This is a genomic window from Rathayibacter sp. PhB127 (genome assembly GCF_003751665.1).
In the GTDB taxonomy this organism is placed as follows: Bacteria; Actinomycetota; Actinomycetes; order Actinomycetales; family Microbacteriaceae; genus Rathayibacter; species Rathayibacter festucae.
On sequence record NZ_RKHW01000003.1, the window covers coordinates 192894 to 212804 of the forward strand.

A 19911-nucleotide genomic window follows, 5' to 3' on the forward strand; every position below is an offset into this window, starting at 1 on the left:
GGGTCTGCAGAAGCACCCCGCTGACGAGGATGGGTCTCGATACGCCCCTTCGGGGCTACTCGACCAGCATGTTGTCCGCCGCCGCGTCCTCCGGAGGGTGGGTCTCGATACGCCCCTTCGGGGCTACTCGACCAGCATGGAGGGGCTGCTCGGCCGGCAGGCAGGGGCTACGCGCACCAGTCGCGGGAGACGCCGTTGACGCTGCGGGAGGTGTCGCCGGTGCCGAGGTCGACGAGGACGGTCGAGGTGGCGCTGAAGCCGGGGACGTCGGGGTAGTCGTCGGGGACGCCCTCGGCGGAGACGGCCTCGACGGCGGCGAACTGGCCGTTGGGCGAGAGGCAGACGCCGCGGATGCGGCCGGTCGGCGAGGTGCGGAAGATCTCGGTGGTGCCGCTCGCGTCGACGCGGACCACGGAGTACTGGGCGGTGCCGGTCTCAGGCGAGTAGTCGGCCTCGAGCTCGAGGTAGCTGTCGGAGTCGAGGAGCAGCAGCTGCACGGGCGAGGTGGTCGGGCCGACGTCGGCGGGCGGCAGGGCGAGCGTCTCGACGGAGCCGTCGGCGAGGTCGATCACGGAGCCGGAGTCGGGGTCGGCGACGACCAGCCGGTTCGCTCCGGGGACGAAGCCGCGCAGCTCGGCGTGCTGGCCGAGCGGGCTGATGGTGCCGGGGGTCAGCAGGTCGACGAGCAGCACGGTGTCGTCGAGCGAGTGGGAGACGACGGAGGTGGTGCCGGGCACGAACATCCAGTCGGTCGCGCGCAGCGGGCCGCCGTCGATGCCGGTGATCGGCACGGCCTCCGCCTTCTGGTCGGTGAGGTCGTAGGCGTAGAGCGCGCGGTCGAGCGGGCCGGTGGGCGCGGAGCCGGTGAAGGTCCAGCCGAGCACGCCCTTCTCGGGCGAGGCGTGCAGCTCGCGGACGACGCCGGGGCCGGGCAGCGGGATCACGCCCTCCGAGCCGGTGTCGAGGGTGAGCGTGCGGATGAGGGTGGTGTCGTCGGGCTCGAGCGTCACGACGACGAGCACGGGGCCGACGACGGCGTAGTCCTGGATCCGGTCCGCCGTGTAGAGGACGCGGGTGTCGCCGCCGGAGAGCGGGCGCACGCGGATCGCGTCGGGCTGGGCGGGGTCCTCGGCGGTGCGGTCGAGCGTGTAGAGGTCGGGGTCCTTGGTGGTGAAGGCGGCGGAGAGGTCGGACTCGGCGCCGGTCGCGGTGCCCTGCGCGCCGTCGATCGCGATCTCGTACTCGGTCGCGTAGCGGAGCGTGTCGTCGAAGGTGACGGTGAGCACGCCGCCCTCGAGCTCGGCGGTGTGCGGGGTCTCCGGAGTGACGCGCACCCGGTCGAGGGCGTCGGGCTCGATCGGCTGGTCGAGGTGCACGCGGGCGCGGCCGCCGTCGCGCTCGACGACGCCGGAGGTGCTCACCTCGAGCGAGGCGACGCGCGGGCCCTTGGCGATCGTGGCGGCGGTGAGGCCGCCGACGGCGAGGACGAGGACGGCGGTGGCGCTCCAGAAGACGCGGGAGAACGCGCGCTCCCCGCCCCGGCGCTCAGTAGACATAGGGCATCGCCGGCTCGTCGATCGGCGTCACGACGTCGGGCTCGAGGACGACCGCCTCGGCGCTGGTGACGCTCGGGTTCGCGCCGAAGCCGCCGGTCACCTCCAGCCACTCGCCCTCGGTCCAGGTGTCGGCCCAGCCCGGCTGGTGGATGGGCACGCCGACCGGCTGGGCGTCGACGGCGCAGCAGGTGACGATGAAGCGGGCGACGTAGAAGACGTTCTCGGGGTCGCTCGCGTCGGGGGTGACGAAGCCGCTGACCGTCGCGGTGCGGCCGGCCAGGAACTGCTCGCTCGCCCCCTGGCGCAGGAGCGTCGCCCAGTCGCGGACGGTGAAGGACGCGGTGTCGCCGGTGGGCGCCTGCGCGGTGACCGAGGCGTCGACCGCGCTGGTGTTGACCTCGCGCTGGGTCGCGGTCGAGGCGGTCAGCGCGGCGGGCGGCACGACGAGCAGCGCGACGGCGGCGCAGGCGATCACCGCGAGGCTCCCGAGCGCGGCGAGCCCGGCGCGCCAGCGCCGGCGCGGGGCGTGCTCGTGGAGGTGGTCCTCCGCGTGCCCGTCGTCCTCCTCCGCCCCCGGCACGATCGCGAACGCGCAGATCAGCAGCACCGCCGCGACCGCCGCGAGGACCACCGAGAACTCGAAGTAGCGCGGGTGGATGTAGAGGCCGAGGCGGCCGGTCGCCGCGAGCCAGAGCGTCGAGACGACGCCGATCAGGCTGAGGACGACGCCCTTCCAGCGGGCCAGCAGTCGCTCAGAGCGCATGGTTCACCGCCAGGCCGAGGACCGCGGCGCAGAGGCCGACCAGCGCGGTGATCCGCACGAGCGTGCGCGCGGAGAAGGTGGTGCGCAGCAGCGCGAGCATCTTGATGTCGATCATCGGGCCGAAGACGAGGAAGGCGATGATGCCGCCGGGCAGGAACGTCGAGCCGAAGGAGAGCACGAAGAACGCGTCGACGTTGGAGCAGATCGAGATCACGAACGCGAGGACCATCAGCGCGAGCACCGACCAGAGCGGGTCGCCGCCGAGGGTGGTCAGCACGTCGCGCGAGACGCCGACCTGGATGAGCCCGGCGATGGCCGCGCCGACGAACAGCGCCGGCAGCATCGCGCCGGTCTCCTCCGCGAAGAGCAGCACGCTGCGGCGGGCCTTGGCGCGCACGGTGCGGGAGGGCCGCTCGCCCGCCTCGCAGGCCGCGCGGAACCGGGGGGTCAGCAGCGCCATCGGGTCGGTGTGCCGGCTGAAGATCCAGCCGACCAGGTTCGCGATGACGAAGCCGCCGACGATGCGCCAGACCAGGATCCCGTCGGCCCAGCCGAAGGCCTGGTAGGTCGTGATGATCGTGATCGGGTTCACGATCGGCGCCGCGAGCAGGAAGGTCATCGACTCGGAGACGGACAGGCCCTTCACGATCAGGCCGCGGGCGAGGGGCACGTTGCCGCACTCGCAGACCGGCAGCAGCACGCCGAGCAGCGAGATCACCAGGCGGCGCGGCAGGGCGCGCTTGGGCAGGATCTTCAGCAGCACCGCCTCCGGCACCCAGAGCTGCACGGCGATCGAGAGCACGATGCCGAGGAAGACGAACGGCAGCGACTCGATGACGACGCTGATCGCGAGGGTCAGGAAGTCGCGGACGGCGTCGGAGAGGACGTCGCCGGCGGCGTCGGGCGAGAGGACGCGGAGGAGCGCGGCGGCCGCGACGAGCGCGAGGCCGAGGCCGATCCGGCGGAGGAGGACAGCGCGGCGGGCGAGGACGGGGCGGTCGCTTCCGGGCGGAGTCGTTCCGCGCTCGGAGGTGGCGGTCGCCCTGTCGATCGTCATCCGGACCATCGTAGGCGGGCTGGTCGCCGCACGACATCAGCTGAGAAGAGGGTCCCTCGCCCCTCAGGGGAGGCCCCCTGCTCTCAGCTGATGTTGCGCGCGCCGGGCACCGGACGCCCCGGCAGCCAGCACCGCACGGCGTCGCGGTAGCGCCGGAACTCGGCGCCGAACCGCGCCTCGAGGTCCGCCTCCTCGAGCGGGCGCACCGCGAGATTCCAGACCAGCGCGCCCAGCAGCGCGTAGACGACGACCAGCCAGGAGGACAGCAGCAGCCCGACCGCGACGCCCTGGCCGATCCCCGCGACCGCCATCGGGTTGCGCACCCAGCGGTAGGGGCCGGCGATCACGAGGCGGTTCGTCATCGCGACAGGCAGCGGGGTGCCGTCGCCGAGCAGCGACATCGTCGCCCCCGACCACAGCCCGAGCGCGCTCGCGAGCACGAGGAGGACGAGACCGGCGGCGCGCAGCGGCTCCGGGAACGTGACGGCGAGCCCCCAGCGCGACTCCAGCGCCGCGACGACCAGCGGGATCACGACGAGCGCGCCGCCCCAGAGCACCGCGATCTGCCCGAGCGTCGCCGCGAGGTGCGCGAGCGGCGTCCGGCCGCGGGCGGCGAGCCGGAAGGCGAACGGCCCGGAGGCGAGCCAGCGCGTCGGGATGCGCCCGAGCGTCAGCAGGCAGAGCGCCGCGACCGAGCCGCCGGACGCGGCGAGCATCAGGAGGACGCCCCAGCCGGCCTCGCCGGTGACCGTCGCGACGACGGCGAGCGCGACGGTGACGAGCAGGGTCCAGACGGTCGCGGTCCATGCCGCCCAGCGGAGTCCGAGCGCCGCGAGGGCGGAGGCGCCGACGAACAGCGGCAGATCGAGCACGGCGACCGGCACCGGATCGAGCGGCCCGAGCGTCGCCAGCCGCACCGCCGGGACGAGCGCGACCGCCAGCCACCAGGCCGCCCCGCCGAGCGCCTGCACGGCGAAGTAGGCGCGCCCCCACCGCACGGCCGCCCCTCGATGCATGGCAGCAGAGTACGGCAGCGCGGCGGCGGGGCACGCGGGTGCAGGATGAGCGCATGACCCTCCTCCGCGTCCGGATGCGCCCGCGCGCCGTCGACGAGCCGCACCGGGTGTCGTCGCCGCTCGAGCTGCTCGTGGACCTGACCTTCGTCGTCGCGATCGCGCAGATCGCCGCGCAGCTCGCGCACGCGACGGAGGAGGGGCACCTCGGCGAGACGGTCCTCCCGTTCGCGATGGTGTTCTTCGCGATCTGGTGGGCCTGGATGAACTTCACCTGGTTCGCCTCCGGCTACGACACCGACGACGTGCCCTACCGCCTGCTCACGCTCGCGCAGATGGGCGGGGTGCTCGTGCTCGCGGCGGGCGTGCCGACGGCGTTCGAGGAGGGCGACTTCACGGCGATCACCGTCGGCTACGCGATCATGCGGTTCGCGCTGGTGAGCCAGTGGCTGCGGGTCGCCGTGTCGACGCCGAGCCAGCGGGTCTCGGCGCTGCGCAGCGCGGGCGGGTTCTCGCTGGTGCAGGTCGGCTGGCTGCTGAGGCTCCTGCTGCCGGAGCAGTACGGAGTGGTGAGCTTCGTCGTGCTGGCGGCGCTCGAGCTGGCGGTGCCGCTGTGGGCGCTGCGGGCGGGCGAGTCGAGCTGGCATCCGCACCACATCGCCGAGCGCTACGGGCTGTTCACGATCATCCTGCTCGGCGAGGGCGTGCTCGCGGCCGTGACCGGGGTGCAGCAGGCGGTGACGGAGTCGGGGGTGAGCCTCTCGCTCGTGATCGTGGCGGCCTGCGCGCTGGTGATCGTCTTCGCGCTGTGGTGGCTGTCGTTCCTGCACCCGTCGGGCGAGCTGCTCGAGCGGCGGCGCGACCTCTCCTTCCGCTGGGGGTACGCGCACTTCGTGATCTTCGCGGCGCTCGGCGGCCTGGGCGCCGGCCTCGAGTCGGCGGTCGCGGCGACGGCCGGGCACCTGGAGGCGAGCGACACCGTGATCGGCGCCGCGGTCGCCGTGCCGGTCGCCGCCTTCCTGGTGATGCTGTGGGCCGTGCACCTGCCGCTCGCCGAGGGCCGCCCGCTCCGCGCCGCCCTCGTCCTGCCCGCTGCTCTCGCGGTGCTGGCGACCCCCCTCCTGGCCGCACCTCTCGGCGTCGCCGCGGTTCTGACGGCGATCGCCCTCCTCTGCGCCGCCCTGGTGGCCACCGCCCTGACGCCCGCGCGGGTCTGACCCCCGCCGCGAGATGCCACTTGTGCACGCGACACGCCGTGGAAGGCGTGCACAAGTGGCATCTCGATGGCCGGAGAACGACGTCGACCCCGGATGTTCATCCACCCCCTCTAGGGTGACGACACTCAGGACCGGTCCGCCGGCGATGGACCGGATCCGCACGCCGCGATCCCGCGAGGGGTGCCGGCCGGCAGTCGCCTCGCCCGTTCGCGGTCGCTCCCCCGAGGCCGCACGACCGCGGCTGGAGTCAACATGGCGCACCCCCTCACCCCCACGCAGCACCTCCCCTTCGCGCACGGCGGCGGCGCCGTCGTCGGGATGCTCTCGACCTTCCCGCCGACCCGCTGCGGCCTCGCCACCTTCGCCCAGTCGCTCGGCGACGCGCTGGCCGCGGAGCACGGCGCGACGATCCGCACCGTCCGGGTGATGGACGAGCTCGCCGTCCCCGGCTCGGCCGTCGGCCGCAGTGTCGTCGCCGAGCTCGTCGCGGGCGACCCGGCGAGCATCGCGCACGCCGCGGCGGAGCTCAGCCGCAGCGACGTCGCCGTGGTCCAGCACGAGTACGGCATCTACGGCGGCCCGGACGGCGACGAGGTCCTCGCGCTGATGGAGCGGCTCACGGTCCCGGCGATCGTCGTCCTGCACACCGTCATCGAGACGCCCAGCGACTCCCAGCGCTCGGTGCTGGAGCGGGTCGCCGACCTCGCCGACGCGGTCGTGGTGATGACGGCCGTCGCCGCCGAGATCCTCGAGCGCCGCTACTCCGTCGACACCCGCAAGGTCGGCGTCATCACCCACGGCGTGCCGGTCTGGACGGGCGGCGCCGAGCGCACCGCGCCGCACGCCGGCTCCGGCGCCACCCCGCAGATCATCACCTGGGGCCTGATCGGCCCAGGCAAGGGCATCGAGTGGGGGATCCGCGCCACGGCGCTCCTGCGCGACGCCGGCGTGGACGCCCGCTACACGGTCTACGGGCAGACGCACCCGAAGGTCGTCGCCTCGCACGGGGAGGCGTACCGCGAGTCGCTCGCGGCGCTCGTCGCCGAGCTCGATCTCGGCGACCGGGTCGTCCTCGACGGCCGCTACCTCGACCCGGCCCAGCTCGCCGCCGCGGTCGCGGAGGCCGACGCGGTGCTGCTCCCCTACGACTCCCGCAACCAGGTCACCTCCGGCGTGCTGGTGGAGGCGCTCGCCGCGGGGCGCCCGGTCGTCGCGACCGCGTTCCCGCACGCGCTCGAGCTGCTGACCGCGCCGCGCGGCCGCACCGTCGCGCACGAGGACCCGGCGGCGATGGCCGACGCGCTGCGGGAGGTGCTCGCCGGGGTCGCGGGGGCCGCGTCCGACGCCACGGGGCCGTCCGCCACGGAGCTGCCCGCCACTGGCCTGTCCTCGGAGGCGCTGTCCTGGCCCGCCGCGGCCGGCCGCTACCTGGACCTGGTCGAGCGCCTCCGGGTGGAGCGCGCGGCGTGACCTCCCGAGCGGACGGCACGGCGCCGGTCCTCTCGACCGCACTCCCCTACTCCCACCTCGACGCGCTCACCGACGCGGGCGGGCTCTTCGAGCACGCGCTGCTCGACGTGCCGCGGCGCGAGCACGGCTACTGCGTCGACGACGTGGCGCGCGCGCTGATCGTGGTGGCGCAGGAGCCGGAGCAGTCCGAGGTGACGCGGCGGCTGACCGAGCAGTACCTGCGCTTCCTCGAGCGGGCGAGTGCCGCGGACGGCACGGTGCGCAACCGCGTCTCGGCCGAGGGCGACTCCCCGGAGGAGCCGTCGCTCGGCGACTGGTGGGGCCGCGCCGTCTGGGCCGCGGGCGTCGTCGCGGCGCGGGCGGAGCTGCCGCTCAGCCGGCACCGCGGGCTGCGGCTGTTCCTGCGCCTCGCCGCCCGGCGCTCGCCGCACCTGCGCGCGATGACCTCGGCCGTGCTCGGCGCCGTCGAGGTGCTCGCGGCGCATCCCGAGAACGCCGCCGCCGCGCAGCTCGTCGCGGACGGCTCGGCGCTGCTGCACCAGGCGCCGCTGCTCCCGATCACGCCGCTGCTGACGATCACCGAGGCCGACTGGCCCTGGCCCGAGCCGCGGCTGCGCTACGCGAACGGCTGCGTCCCGGAGGCGCTGCTCGCGGCCGGCGTGGCGCTCGGCGACCCCGTGCTGCTCACCCGCGGCTTCCACCAGCTGGCGTTCCTGCTCGCGCTCGAGTCCGGAGAGAACGGCCTGTCGGTCTGCGGAGTCGCGGGCCGCGGCCCCGGCGAGACGGGCGCGCTCTTCGACCAGCAGCCGATCGAGGTCGCGGCGCTCGCGGCCGCCTGCGCCCGCGCGCTGACGATCGAGGAGGACCCGCTCTGGCGCGACGGCCTGGCCGCGTGCTGGGCCTGGTTCCGCGGGGTGAACGACTCCGGGACCGTGATGATCGACCCGCTCACCGGTGCCGGCTACGACGGCCTGACGCCGACCGGCCGCAACGAGAACCGGGGCGCGGAGTCGACCATCGCCGCCCTGCACACCTCGCTCGTCGTCCGCCGCGCGGAGCTCGCGCAGTCGGCCGCGGCGTGACGCCCGTGCTGAGCGGACTGCGCGTCGGGATGCTCGCGCCCGTCGCCTGGCGCACACCGCCGCGGCACTACGGGCCGTGGGAGCGGGTCGCGAGCCTGCTCACCGAGGGCCTGGTGCGCCGCGGGGTGGACGTGACGCTGTTCGCGACCGGCGACTCCGCGACCGCCGGTCGGCTCTCGAGCGTCGTGCCGGAGGGCTACGCCGAGTCCGGTGCCGACGGGCGGGTGCAGGAGTCGCTGCACATCGCGCACGCGCTCGCCCGCTCGCGGGAGTTCGACCTCGTGCACAACCACCTCGACTGGCTGCCGCTCGCGCTCGCCGCGCAGTGGCCGGTGCCGCTGGTGACGACGGTGCACGGCTTCTCCGGCCCGGGCATCCTGCCCGCGTACCGCGAGGCGCTGCGGCACCCGCTGACCGCGAACCTGGTCTCGATCTCGGAGAGCGACCGCTCGCCCGAGCTCGACTACGTCGCCACGGTGCACCACGGGATCGACCTGTCGGAGCTGCCGTTCTCGGCGCAGCCCGGCTCCGACGACCTGGTGGTCCTCGGCCGCATCCACCCCGACAAGGGCACGGCGGAGGCGGTGCGCATCGCCGCCGCTGCGGGCCTGCGCCTCGTGATCGCGGGCATCGTGCAGGACGAGCGCTACTGGCGCGAGGAGGTCGAGCCGCACGTCGACGGCGACCGGGTGGTCTACGCCGGCTCCGTCGGGCCGGCCGAGCGCGCGGCCCTGCTCGGCTCGGCGGTCGCGCTGCTGCACCCGATCGGCTTCGACGAGCCGTTCGGCCTCTCGGTGGTCGAGGCGATGGCCTGCGGCACCCCCGTGATCGCCTACCGGCGCGGATCCATGCCCGAGATCGTCGACGAGGGCGTGAGCGGCTTCGTCGTCGACTCGGCGGCGGAGGCGGTCGCCGCGGTGCCGCGGGCCCGCCGGCTCGACCGCGCACGGGTCCGCGAGACGGCCGTCCGCCGCTTCGCCGTCGAGCGGATGGTCGACGACTACCTCCGCGTGTACGCGCGGGTGCTGGGACGCTGACCCCCCTCCGCGAGATGCCACTTATGACGGCGTTCGTCGGCGTGTCGAGCTCATAAGTGGCATCTCGCGCGGAGGGTGTCGAGGTGCCTCCGATCGCGATCCTCCCGTACGCCGCGTCCGACGCCGCCGGTACCCTGGCCGTCTTCCTCGCCGCCGTCACCGAGACGGCCGCCGCCGACTACTCCCCCGAGCAGATCCGCGCCTGGGCAGGCGAGCGCGACGTGCCGACCTGGCATGCCGCCATGCTGGCGCGGAACGCCTTCGTCGCGATCATCGACGGCGAGCTCGCCGGCTTCTCGGACGTCAGCGCCACCGGGTACATCGACATGATGTTCGTCGCCCCGCGCTTCCTCCGCCGCGGCGTCGCGACCCGCCTGCTCGCCGAGGCGGAGTCGCAGGCGCCGGCTGCACCGGAGCTGTCGGCCGACGTGAGCATCACCGCGCGCCCCTTCTTCGAGCACCACGGCTTCGTCGCGGTCGCCGAGCAGCACCCGGTGCGCGCGGGCGTGGAGCTCGTGAATTGGCGGATGGTGAAGCGGCGCGGGTGAAGCGCGGCGCGGATCAGGCGCCACCGGACTGCGGTCGGACATCGACGCGTCTATCGTCCGTCCATGCGAGTGGGCGTCTACATCGATGGGTTCAACCTCTACTACGGAGCGCGCCGGATCTGCGGCCGCGGCACGACGGGGTGGCGCTGGCTCGACCTTCGCGCGCTCGCCGCGAGCCTCCTCACCGGTCCCGGCGCGGGATGGGGTGCGGTAACGAGCACGCGCATCGTCTTCTGCACCGCACGCGTCAGCGGGGCCTCTCATCCGCAGGGGCAACGCGATCAGGACACCTACCTCCGTGCACTGCAGCGGCATGGATCCATCGACGTCCTCGCTCTCGGGAGCTACGTCTCGCGGGTAGCGACCGCTCCACTCGCGACGCCGGACCGACGCGGGTGACCGGTCCTCAGCACCCCCTCCTGGCCGCTGATGATCAGGGACCGGGACGGAGCCGACGCCCCACGAGCCACCTTCATGGCCTCGATCGCCCGACGGGAGGAGAAGGGATCCGACGTGAACGTCGCCTCGCACCTCCTGATCGATGTGCTGGAGCGCTCGGTCGACGCCGCCGTCGTCATCAGCAACGACAGCGATCTCGAGTTCCCCATCCGCGAAGCGCGTCGTCGCGTGCCGGTCGGGGTGGTCAACCCCACTCCCGCCTACCGCGCCGGCGCGCTCGCGGGAGAACCCGGCGAGGGTGCGGGCGGTCACTGGTGGTACGAGCTGACCGACCACGACCTTCGGAGTTCGCAGCTTCCCGAGCGGATCGACAGGCTCTCCCGACCAGACGGTTGGTGACAATCCGGCGCCACGTCGCCGCCCGCAGGCGGCGTTCGGCTATGCTTTCCGGATACCACCCGGCCCCTCTGGGGCCGGGTTTTCTCTTTGTCCCGCCTGGTGGACGGCGGGTCAGGCCGTCTCGGGCGCCCGCAGCGTCTGCGGCACCAGGCCCTCGGCCGCCAGCAGCCGGGCCGCGCCGAGGGTCGCGAGGTCGTCGCCGTGCGCGCCGATCAGCTGCGCGGACAGCGGGAGGCTGCGCGGCCGGGGGCAGGCCGGACACCTCGCCGTCGCTCCGGGTAACGGAGCGGACCCGCCCGGTCGTGCGGCACTTCGCGACAGGACAGGGGTGGGGGGGCGCGTGCCCGCCGGACGGGGGGCGTCGGGCGGCCCTGCCGGGGGCGCAGGCCGCTTGTAGGCTGCACCACCATGGGGAATCATCGACGCTCGTCCCGCCTGCTCACCGCGCTGCTCGCCGCCGCCGTCGGGGTCGGAGGGGCCCTCGTCCCCGTCACCGCGGCCACCGCCGCGGACGACGCCACGACCTCGACGCAGTCGACGCAGTCGGTCGAGACGGGGGCACTCGATCCGTCGCTCGACCGTGCCGACCAGGGGCTGCCGCCGCAGTCGACCCAGGTCTACAGCGAGAGCCAGACGAAGAGCTTCCGCGCCGACTTCATCGTGAGCGACGCGAACTTCTTCGACAGCGACGCGATGACGACCCAGCAGGTGCAGAACCTGCTGAACGACAAGGGGAGCAGCTGCACGACCGGTGTGGACGTCCCCTGCCTGAAGAACTTCTCGCAGCGCACGAGCTCCAAGCCCGCGGACGCGATGTGCAGCGCCTACGCCGGAGCGGCGAACGAGAGCGCGGCGTCGATCTTCACCCGCGTCGGCGCGGCCTGCGGCATCAATCCGCTGGTGCTCGTCGTGCTGGTGCAGAAGGAGCGCAGCCTCGTCACCACGACGACGCCGACCGCGAACGACTACAACAAGGCGACCGGGTTCAACTGCCCCGACACCGCCGCCTGCGACCCGGGCTCGGCCGGCTTCTTCACCCAGGTGTACAGCGCGGCGCGCCAGTTCAAGCGCTACGCGAACCCGCCCGGATCCGGCTCGAACTTCACGACGTACGCGCCCGGCCGGACGCCGTCCATCGCCTACTACCCCGAGTCCCGCTGCGGCTCCTCGCCCGTCACCGTGCGCAACCAGGCCACCTCGGACCTCTACTACTACACGCCGTACCAGCCCAACCGCTACGCGCTGACCGGGCAGGGCGACGCCTCCTGCGCGACCTACGGCAACATCAACTTCTGGTTCCTCTTCAGCGAGTGGAACCCCGCGGGCACCCTCGCCAACGCGGGCATCGCGCCGGTCGGCCAGGTCGACGGACCGCAGATCTCCAACAACACCCTCACCGCCAACGGCTGGACCGTCGACCCGACCACGCAGCAGGCCGCGCTCCGCGTCACCGTCACGATCACCGCTCCCAACGGGTCGCGCACCGTGCGCACCGTGACCGCCGACGGCGACCGCGGCGACATCTCCGCCCGGGACTACCCGGCGGCCGGCCGCCGCCACGGCTACACGGCCACGGCCCCCGCCTCGGCGACCGGCACCTACACGGTCTGCGCGAGCGCCGCCTCCGTCGACTGGAACCGCTGGGTCGGCACGGGCGACTCCCGCGGTCCGGGCTCGAAGGACCTCGGCTGCTCCTCCGTGCAGTACCAGGGCGGGAGCAGCACCAGCCGCGACGTCCTCACCGCCGGCGGCGAACTGCGCCGGGGCCAGCAGCTGACCTCCGCCGACGGGGCCTCCCGGGCGGCGATGCAGGGCGACGGCAACCTCGCGGTCTACTCGCGCACCGGCGTGCGCTGGGCGGCGGGCACGCAGCCCGACGGCGACCGCCTCGTCATGCAGACGGACGGCAACGCCGTCGTCTACACGGCCTCCGGCCGGGCGGTCTGGGCGTCCGAGACCGCGGGACAGCCGGGTGCGCGGCTGGTCATGCAGAACGACGGCAACCTCGTCGTCTACTCCACCTCGGGCCGCGCCCTGTGGGCGAGCGACTCCGCCCCGAAGCCCGCGAGCGGCGACACGCTGGCCGCCGGCAGCCGCCTGACCGCCGGCCAGAAGCTGCGCTCGAGCGACGGGACCAGCGAGGCGGTCATGCAGACCGACGGCAACCTCGTGGTCGTCACCCGCGGCACCCCCCGCTGGGCGACCGGCACGACGGGGGCGGGCAACCGCCTCGAGATGCAGTCGGACGGCAACGCCGTCGTCTACACCACCTCCGGCTCCTCCCGGTGGGCGACGAACACCGGCGGGAACCCCGGCGCAAGGCTGGTCATGCAGAACGACGGCAACCTCGTGCTCTACTCGCGGGACGGCCGCGCGATCTGGGCCAGCAGGGGCTGATCCGGGCCGGCGGTCGCTCATCCGGGCCTGTGCGGCGCGGATCGTGTCCCGCTGACGCCGACGTCGATGACGGACCGCCCAGCTTCTCGCACCCGGACCGTGTGATCATGTTCCGGCGCGAAAAGTGGGCGCTCCGTCGTCCCACGTGAGCGCAGACCGGGCGCCGCTCGTCGGCGTGCACCACCAGCCCGACCAGACTGCGAGAACCGTGACCCCGACGATGTCCTCCTCTCCGAACCAGAACCGCTGCTCTCCTGAGCGGAAGCACTGCCTCCCGCATCGGGACGGCCGCACGACCGACCGGTCCCCGCGACCCGACGACCGGAGCGGACGATGACCGCGGGACGCCCGGACCCCGGGTCGCCCCTGGGCAGGGGCCTGGGCCGCGGCCGCCGGCTCGTGGGACGCGGTCTCGGCCGTCTCTACGACGTCGCGAGCCGCCCGAGCTCGCAGCGGGCCGAGGAGGAGCGCGCGTCCCGGGACGAGGCGGAGGAGGCCCGCTCCCGGCTGGTCCTCGACCAGCTCGCCCAGGTGACGCGTCAGCTCGCCGAGGTGACCACCGCCGTCGAGGCGCTGCAGGGCCGGATCGCCGAGATCGAGGCCGGCGACGACCGTCGGAGCGCTCGGCTGTCCGAGATCACCGAGGCGACCGAGGGGAGCGCACGGCACCTCGAGGACCTGATCACGTCGACCGCGCGCGAGAGCACCGAGGTCCACCGGGCCCTCATCGACTCCATCGCTCTCCTCGGGCGCGCCGTCTCGTCCGCGGCGACGGACGACGGGGCGGGCCGGTGAGCAGCGGCGTCTTCGTCGACCTGACCCCGACGCAGGATCCGCTGCACTCCGAGCGCGGGATCGCGGTCTACACCCGGGGCCTCTTCGCCGCGATCGAGGCGCTCGAGCCGGGAGTCGTCGAGGCGTTCGTGCTCGCCCCGGGCGCGGGCACTCCCCCGCTGCCGGCCGGGCTGCAGGAGTCCGGTCGCGTCGTGACGACGGAGCCCGGCGAGCTGCCGGACGCACGGCTCTGGCACATCCCGTCGCCCTTCGACACCTCTCACGACCCGTTCCGGATCCTGAACCCGCGACGCGTCCCGTACGTCGTGTCGCTCTTCGACATCATCCCGTTCGTGTTCGACGACGAGTACCTCCGCCTGCCGTCGGCCCGGGCGCGCTACCTGGCGCACGTGGAGCTGGTGCGCCAGGCGGATCGCGTGCTGTGCATCTCGCAGGCGGCGGCGGACGAGGCGATCGAGCGCCTCGGGCTGGACCCCGACCGCGTCGTCGTGACGGGGATCGCCGTCGAGGAGCACTTCGCCTCCGACGTCCCCGCCGAGACCGCGTGGGAGCGCGCGGCGGCCGACGTCGAGGGGCTCCGCGCGCGCTTCCTGATGTACACGGGCGGCAGCGACCTGCGGAAGAACATCTCGGGACTCCTGCGCGCCTACGCACTGCTGCCGAGGGACACCCGGCGGGCGCACCAGCTCTGCGTCGTCTGCCGCCTCGATGCTCCGACCCGGCACCACTACCGGACGATGGCGGCCGAGCTGGGGATCGAGGACGACGTGCTCCTCACCGGGTACGTCGAGTCCGAGACTCTCGCGGCGCTGTACCGGAGCACGCAGCTGTTCGTGTTCCCCTCCTTCTACGAGGGCTACGGGCTGCCCGTCGCCGAGGCGCTCGTCAGCGGCGCGCCGGCCGTCGTGTCCGACAACTCCTCTCTGATCGACCTCGTGCCGATCGACGCCGCCAGGTTCGATCCCCACGACGACGCCTCGATCGCCGCGGCCATCCGCCGCGGCCTCGAGGACGAGGCGCTGCGCTCCGAGCTGCGGGCGCTGTCCGGCACGATCCCCACCACCTGGGACGGCATCGCCGAGGCGACGATCGCCGTCTACCGGACCGTGCTCGACGAGGCGGTCGCGCCGCCGCGGCGGACGCACCGCACGGCGGTCGTCGCCGAGGTCGCGCTGCTCACCGCCGCCGAGCGGGAGGCCGCAGCCGCCCAGGTCCGCGCCCTCGCGCAGCAGGGGCCGGTGACCTTCTTCGAGGACGCGTCCAACGAGCGCATCGCGGGGGCGTCCTCCTACGTCCACCTCGCCGCGTACCTCGTCGCGGAATCGATCGACGGACCGTTCGACGACCTCGTCCACCTGACGGGGCGGGCACCGCAGCCCGGCGCCGACGCCCTGCGCGCGCGGCTCCGCCGCGGCCGCGCACTGGCGCTGGACGCGCCCGCGCCGCCCGCCTAGCGCCTTCCCGCCGCTGAGTCGCCCGAGAAGGCTCGTTCCCACCCCCGAGAACGAGCCTTCTCGGGCGAGTCAGTCGCTCCGGGATGCAGGAGCGTCAGGCTGGTGAACGGCGGACTCAGCTCCGTCGACGGCACCACCCGCTCCCTGGTGCAGAGCCTCGGCGTCGAGAATCTGACCATCGCGGGCGACCCGCTCTCGGTCAGCACCGGCTTCGAGAACTCGTTCCGCATCACGCCGATCCGTATCGGCGGCGTCGACCGCTACGACACCTCGGTGCAGCTCAACCGCGCCGCCTTCACGGCCGCGTCGACGGTCCACCTCGCCACCGGCGAGAAGTTTCCCGACGCCCTCTCCGGAGCGGCCGCCGCCCGCTCCACCCGCAACCCGTTCTACACGGTGAAGCCCGACTGCGTCCCCCAGCCCGTCCTCGACGACATCAGGAGCCTCGGCGCCACCAGCGTCGTGCTCCTGGGCGGCACCGGCACCCTGTCGGACGGAGTGGCGAGCCTGACGGCCTGCCGCTAGCCACCCGCCGCCCACTCGGCCGTTCACTCGCCCGAGAAGGCTCGTTCTCCACCCCGAGAAGGAGCCTTCTCGGGCGAGTCAGGTTCTCCGAACGGCAAGATGCAAAGGGCTCCATCCGTTGCTCGCTGAAAAGGACCGACCTGACCACCGCAATGGTGGGCCGGGCCGAGGCCATAGTCGTCGGCGCCGTCGCCGACGCGTTGTAGGCGTTGCTGAGCGCGGTGGAGCTGTCGGTGGCGCGGCGCCAAGCGGCGGTTAGACGCAAGGGGGCAAGCATCATCTTCTACGCGCTACTCGACGTGTGATGAGATGTGATCACTCCTACACAGGGAGCACTCTCCCGATCCGATAGGAGCCGATGGTGGATGACGAGATTCAGTTGATCGAGGACGCTGACGGGATCGCCGTCATCGGGGAGCCTTCGGCAGTCGAGCGTTTCCTTCACTCCGAGGGGCTGACATCCAGCGATCTTCGGCTCGATCGTCTCCGGCCTGCGCTCGGTGCCGCATCCTCAGCGGCCCAGGCAGCCTCCGCCATTGCGGCGGGCTCAGGCCGTTGGGTTAAACTGACCGAGCAGTCGGCTACCGCAATCCGTCGGCACGGCCAGATGATGAGCACCAAGACCGGCCTCGGCATGGGAGTGGTGCAGGGCGCGGACGGGCGCATCAAGGGAATCGTCCAGTTCGCCACCACTGGCCCTGCGGCGCTCTTGACCAATCCAGCCGCTCTGAGCAGCGTGGCCGGAATGATGGCGCAAGCCTCGATGCAGAAGTCCATCGACGAGATCAACGATTATCTAGCAGTAATCGATGAGAAGGTCGACGACCTGGTGCGCGGCCAGAAAGACTCTGTGCTCGCCGACATGATCGGGGTCGATCTGGTCATCGACGAAGCAATGACCATCCGCGAAACTACCGGTCGGGTTTCGGATGTGACGTGGTCGAAGGTGCAATCGACCTCCCTCGCTCTTGCGCGAACCCAGGCCTACGCACTTCTGCAACTCGATGTCCTCGCCGAGAAGATCGAAAGAACTACGAAGCTTGGCGACGTGGCCAAAGCCACCCGCGAGGCCGAGCCGAAAGTGCGGGAGTGGCTCGCTGTGCTCGCCCGTTGCTTCCAACCTTAGGAGGCAAGCGCGGTGCTCGAGCTGGATCGGGTTCTCGACTCTTCCGCGGACGATCTCGATCACCATCGTCTCGGTCTTCAGGCGGCTCGCAAGAACCGGCTCGAGCTCATCGGTCGCAGCACTGAGCGCCTCATCACTCGGATGGACGCCGCCGTCAGTAATGCGAATGCCAAGGTGCTCCTCAACCCCCTGAACGCCCGCGCCGTCGTCGATTCGAGCAACGATCTGGCGAGCGATGTCGTTGTCTTCCAGGTCCACCTCGGACTCGAGCGACTGAGAGAGTCGGCGAACGCACGCGGCTGGCTCGCCGCGGCGAACGACGTTCGCGACAAGATACTGGAAACCGGCGCTGAGGGCATTGGCGCCGCACGCCGCCTCGGAGACGAGACCGCTGGTCGTGGACGCGCGATGGCCGACAAGCTCTCGCTCCGCCTCGCTGAGGGTGCGCTTCGACGACGGGCGGGAAGCGGGACCGACACGGTCGAGGGAGGACCAACGTCGAAGCAAGTCGATTAGGGCGCAGCCCCATCGGCGCACCCTGACCCTCCTGTCCGCTTCCGGACACGTCCGCAAGCGGCTCTTCCGCGAGCGGCCGCGCGGCGTCAGACTCGACCGATCCCCTCTGCGTCCGCGGCAGCGCCACTCCCGCATCCACTTCAGGAGCCCGCCCGTGAGCACGAGCGCACCCCAGGCCTCCGCCGCGACCGAGACCTCGAAGACCGAGAGCGCCGAGACCGCCGCCGCAGCCCGCCGCCCGCTCCGCGTCTGGCTGAGCCAGGGGTCCTACGGCCCCACCGATCTCACGCGGCGCGGCGTCCTGCTGGTCGTCGTGTCGGTCCTCGCCGTGCTCGTGCCGGTGGTGACCCTCACCCTGCTCGACGTCGACTCGCACGTCTCGCTCAAGGTCTGGATACTGGCCGTCACCGTCATCGCGCTGCTCGGGGCGCTGCTGCGCGTCGTCGCCGACATGCGGCCCGGCCCCCGCAGCGACCTCGACCGGGCCGGCAAGGCGGTCGGGGCGGTCGCGGCGCTGTTCACCGCGCTCGCCGTCATCATCGACTGGAGCCTCCTGCACCTGTAGCGGGGCACGCGGAGGGACCCGCGCTCAGGACTCGGGCAGGAACCGCACCGGCAGGTCCGCGATGGACAGCCCCGACTCGCGCAGCGCCTCCTCGACGGCGGCGTGCTCGCTCTCGGGGGCGGTGACCTGGACCTTGTCGACGCCGTCCGTCTGCGTGCCGTCGCTGCTGTCGAAGAAGCCCGTCACGCCGTGCCGCTCCAGCAGCTCGGCGAGCAGGGCGGCGTAGCGCTCCTGCTCCCCGGACCGGACCAGCGCGCTGATCCGGGAGCCGCTGATCTCGATCGGGCGGTCACCGGCGACCCCGGCGGCGGCGAGGTCCTCGGCGTGGGCGACGAGCGGCAGGAGGGCGTCGGGGTCCTCGGGGTCCTCGATCGCCAGAAGGGAGAACCGGCCGGTCCGGCCGTCGGTGCCGTCCCAGACGGCGGCCTGCAGATCGAGTCCGCTGACGACGTCGTCGAGGGGGCCGAGCAGGCCGGCGGGATCGACGTCGAGCTCGGGGCAGCGGCTCGCGCCTCCGGGGCCCTCCCACGGGCCGTGCACGGAGACCGCGTTGCCGCCGTCGGTCAGCACGCGGAACGTCCAGGCGACGTGGTCGGCGTACTCGGTGGAGCAGGCGGTCTCGAGCACGGCGGGGAGGCTCGCCTCGTCGACGTCGAGGACGAGGCGGGACGTCGGGTCGAGGAAGACCGGCGCCTCGACCCAGCGGGCGGACTCCCGCACCTCGACTCCGGGGACGCTCGCGAGCTGCGCGGTCAGACGGTCGAAGCCCGGGTCGGGGCGGTCGAACGGCGTCTCGCTGATCGTCCAGCTGAACAGGGTCGCCCCGCCGACCGCGAGACCGGCCGCGGCGACCGCCGCCAGGGGGAGCCACCATCGCCTCGTCATGCGACCAGGGTGCCTCGCGGGCGCCCGTCTCGCCAGTGCGGGAGGCCGCGCTCGGGCGAACGCGGGATGAACGGACGTCGCCGGGCACAATGGGACGGTGCCGCCCACCTCCGCCGACCCGCGCCCGGATCCGCAGCCGGATCCCGCCGCCGATCCGCGCGACGACCTGCCCGGCGACGGCCGCGACGAGACCGAGAACGAGCGGCTCGACCGCAACTGGAGCGAGATCCTGCAGGAGCTGCGGGTCATCCAGACCGGGACGCAGATCCTCACCGGATTCCTGCTGGCGATCGCCTTCCAGCAGCGCTTCGAGGACCTCGACCTCTTCCAGACCGACGTCTACCTGGTGCTGATCAGCGGCTCGGTGCTCGCGACCCTGCTCGGGCTCGCGCCGGTCAGCCTGCACCGCGAGCTGTTCCGACGCCGGGCGAAGCGGACGCTGGTGCGCGCGGCCGACGTCCTGCTGCGGCTGACGCTCATGGCGGTGGCGCTGGTGCTCGTGGGGACCGTGCTGCTGATCTTCGACGTCGTCACGACGCGGCCGTTGGCGATCACGATGGCGTCGATCACGGCGGTGCTGATCGCCGGCATCTGGCTGGCGCTGCCCTGGCGGATCCGGCGGCGCGGGTAGACGCACGGCGGTTGCAGGGGGCCGATCTCGATACGCCCGCTGCGCGGGCTACTCGATCAGCATGAGGGGCGGATCTCGATGCGCCCGCTGCGCGGGCTACTCGATCAGCATGAAGCGCACCGGCAGACATGCTGGTCGAGTAGCGCGCAGCGCGTATCGAGACCCCGCTCGGCGCAGGATGACGGACGCGCGGCGCGCGCCCCGCCCGGGCCGACCGCGTCGTCGCGCCAGTCATCTGCGCATCCCCGCCAGTGCCGGGGCTTGCGCCCGCCGCTCCGCACCGGAGCGCCACCGCCTCGCCCGCCGCCCGCTGTCGCGGCCCGTCCCCCGCCGCTCCCCCGCGGTGACCGCGACGACACGCTGATCCCGCGGTCCGCCGCCACCATCCGCGCCCGCTCGCAGTGCGCCCGTCGCCCAGCCCGCGCGCCGCCGCCGCCGCGCGTCGCCACCGGCAACCACTCCCCGCTGAGCGCACC

Annotated in this window: 19 protein-coding genes; 14 read left to right on the forward strand and 5 right to left on the reverse strand. The window is 73.1% G+C overall.

The genetic code is table 11. The features are described from left to right. Positions 1 to 167 precede the first annotated feature (167 nt). The 4 genes from EDF22_RS15480 to EDF22_RS15495 form a co-directional block, all read right to left on the reverse strand. Positions 168 to 1556: a hypothetical protein gene (locus tag EDF22_RS15480; RefSeq protein ID WP_123705767.1), complete on the reverse strand. Its 1389-nt coding sequence runs from the start codon at positions 1554 to 1556 to the stop codon at positions 168 to 170. Beyond that, entirely contained in the window at positions 1546 to 2319 is a 774-nt protein-coding gene (locus EDF22_RS15485; protein ID WP_123705768.1) for a TIGR03943 family putative permease subunit, read from the reverse strand. Before EDF22_RS15485 ends, EDF22_RS15480 begins: the two co-directional genes overlap by 11 nt. Then, positions 2309 to 3376, reverse strand: a complete 1068-nt coding sequence (locus EDF22_RS15490; RefSeq protein WP_123705769.1) for a permease — start codon at positions 3374 to 3376, stop codon at positions 2309 to 2311. The genes EDF22_RS15485 and EDF22_RS15490 overlap by 11 nt, the downstream gene beginning before the upstream one ends. An 83-nt stretch (positions 3377 to 3459) precedes the next feature. Then, complete coding sequence (locus EDF22_RS15495; protein WP_123705770.1) at positions 3460 to 4392, reverse strand: isoprenylcysteine carboxylmethyltransferase family protein; 933 nt, start codon at positions 4390 to 4392, stop codon at positions 3460 to 3462. Between the two features lie 53 nt (positions 4393 to 4445). Between EDF22_RS15495 and EDF22_RS15500 the strand changes: the two genes are divergently transcribed. The 13 genes from EDF22_RS15500 (at position 4446) to EDF22_RS15555 (ending at position 17919) form a co-directional block, all read left to right on the forward strand. Continuing rightward, a complete protein-coding gene (locus tag EDF22_RS15500; RefSeq protein WP_221180950.1) occupies positions 4446 to 5606 on the forward strand; it encodes a low temperature requirement protein A in 1161 nt (386 codons plus the stop codon). Positions 5607 to 5858: 252 nt separating this feature from the next. Continuing rightward, positions 5859 to 7076, forward strand: coding sequence for a glycosyltransferase (locus tag EDF22_RS15505; protein WP_123705771.1), 1218 nt, complete (start codon positions 5859 to 5861; stop codon positions 7074 to 7076). Further along, complete coding sequence (locus EDF22_RS15510; protein ID WP_123705772.1) at positions 7073 to 8158, forward strand: glycosyltransferase; 1086 nt, start codon at positions 7073 to 7075, stop codon at positions 8156 to 8158. Before EDF22_RS15505 ends, EDF22_RS15510 begins: the two co-directional genes overlap by 4 nt. Beyond that, entirely contained in the window at positions 8155 to 9195 is a 1041-nt protein-coding gene (locus tag EDF22_RS15515; RefSeq protein ID WP_260303499.1) for a glycosyltransferase family 4 protein, read from the forward strand. Before EDF22_RS15510 ends, EDF22_RS15515 begins: the two co-directional genes overlap by 4 nt. Before the next feature lie 83 nt (positions 9196 to 9278). After that, entirely contained in the window at positions 9279 to 9743 is a 465-nt protein-coding gene (locus EDF22_RS15520; protein WP_123705773.1) for a GNAT family N-acetyltransferase, read from the forward strand. A gap of 513 nt (positions 9744 to 10256) precedes the next feature. Beyond that, complete coding sequence (locus EDF22_RS21355) at positions 10257 to 10541, forward strand: hypothetical protein (protein WP_260303500.1); 285 nt, start codon at positions 10257 to 10259, stop codon at positions 10539 to 10541. Between the two features lie 408 nt (positions 10542 to 10949). Beyond that, positions 10950 to 12938, forward strand: a complete 1989-nt coding sequence (locus EDF22_RS15530; protein WP_123705774.1) for a hypothetical protein — start codon at positions 10950 to 10952, stop codon at positions 12936 to 12938. A gap of 333 nt (positions 12939 to 13271) precedes the next feature. Further along, entirely contained in the window at positions 13272 to 13733 is a 462-nt protein-coding gene (locus EDF22_RS15535; protein WP_123705775.1) for a hypothetical protein, read from the forward strand. After that, positions 13730 to 15187 carry a glycosyltransferase family 1 protein gene (locus tag EDF22_RS15540; protein WP_123705776.1) on the forward strand — a complete coding sequence of 486 codons (1458 nt, stop codon included), beginning with the start codon at positions 13730 to 13732 and terminating at the stop codon, positions 15185 to 15187. Before EDF22_RS15535 ends, EDF22_RS15540 begins: the two co-directional genes overlap by 4 nt. Positions 15188 to 15289: 102 nt before the next feature. After that, positions 15290 to 15712 carry a cell wall-binding repeat-containing protein gene (locus EDF22_RS15545; protein ID WP_185038981.1) on the forward strand — a complete coding sequence of 141 codons (423 nt, stop codon included), beginning with the start codon at positions 15290 to 15292 and terminating at the stop codon, positions 15710 to 15712. 361 nt (positions 15713 to 16073) lie between these two features. Next, positions 16074 to 16838: a hypothetical protein gene (locus EDF22_RS21360; protein WP_260303502.1), complete on the forward strand. Its 765-nt coding sequence runs from the start codon at positions 16074 to 16076 to the stop codon at positions 16836 to 16838. 12 nt (positions 16839 to 16850) lie between these two features. Then, positions 16851 to 17354 carry a hypothetical protein gene (locus EDF22_RS21365; RefSeq protein WP_260303503.1) on the forward strand — a complete coding sequence of 168 codons (504 nt, stop codon included), beginning with the start codon at positions 16851 to 16853 and terminating at the stop codon, positions 17352 to 17354. 154 nt (positions 17355 to 17508) lie between these two features. Next, positions 17509 to 17919 (forward strand): hypothetical protein, encoded by a 411-nt coding sequence (locus tag EDF22_RS15555; protein ID WP_123705778.1) that lies wholly within the window; start codon positions 17509 to 17511, stop codon positions 17917 to 17919. Positions 17920 to 17943: 24 nt separating this feature from the next. Here the strand turns inward: EDF22_RS15555 and EDF22_RS15560 are convergent, their stop codons facing one another. Next, positions 17944 to 18804: a hypothetical protein gene (locus tag EDF22_RS15560; RefSeq protein WP_123705779.1), complete on the reverse strand. Its 861-nt coding sequence runs from the start codon at positions 18802 to 18804 to the stop codon at positions 17944 to 17946. Positions 18805 to 18901: 97 nt separating this feature from the next. On the opposite strand from EDF22_RS15560, the gene EDF22_RS15565 reads away from it, so the two are divergent. Then, complete coding sequence (locus EDF22_RS15565; protein ID WP_260303504.1) at positions 18902 to 19435, forward strand: DUF6328 family protein; 534 nt, start codon at positions 18902 to 18904, stop codon at positions 19433 to 19435. Positions 19436 to 19911: the final 476 nt, after the last annotated feature.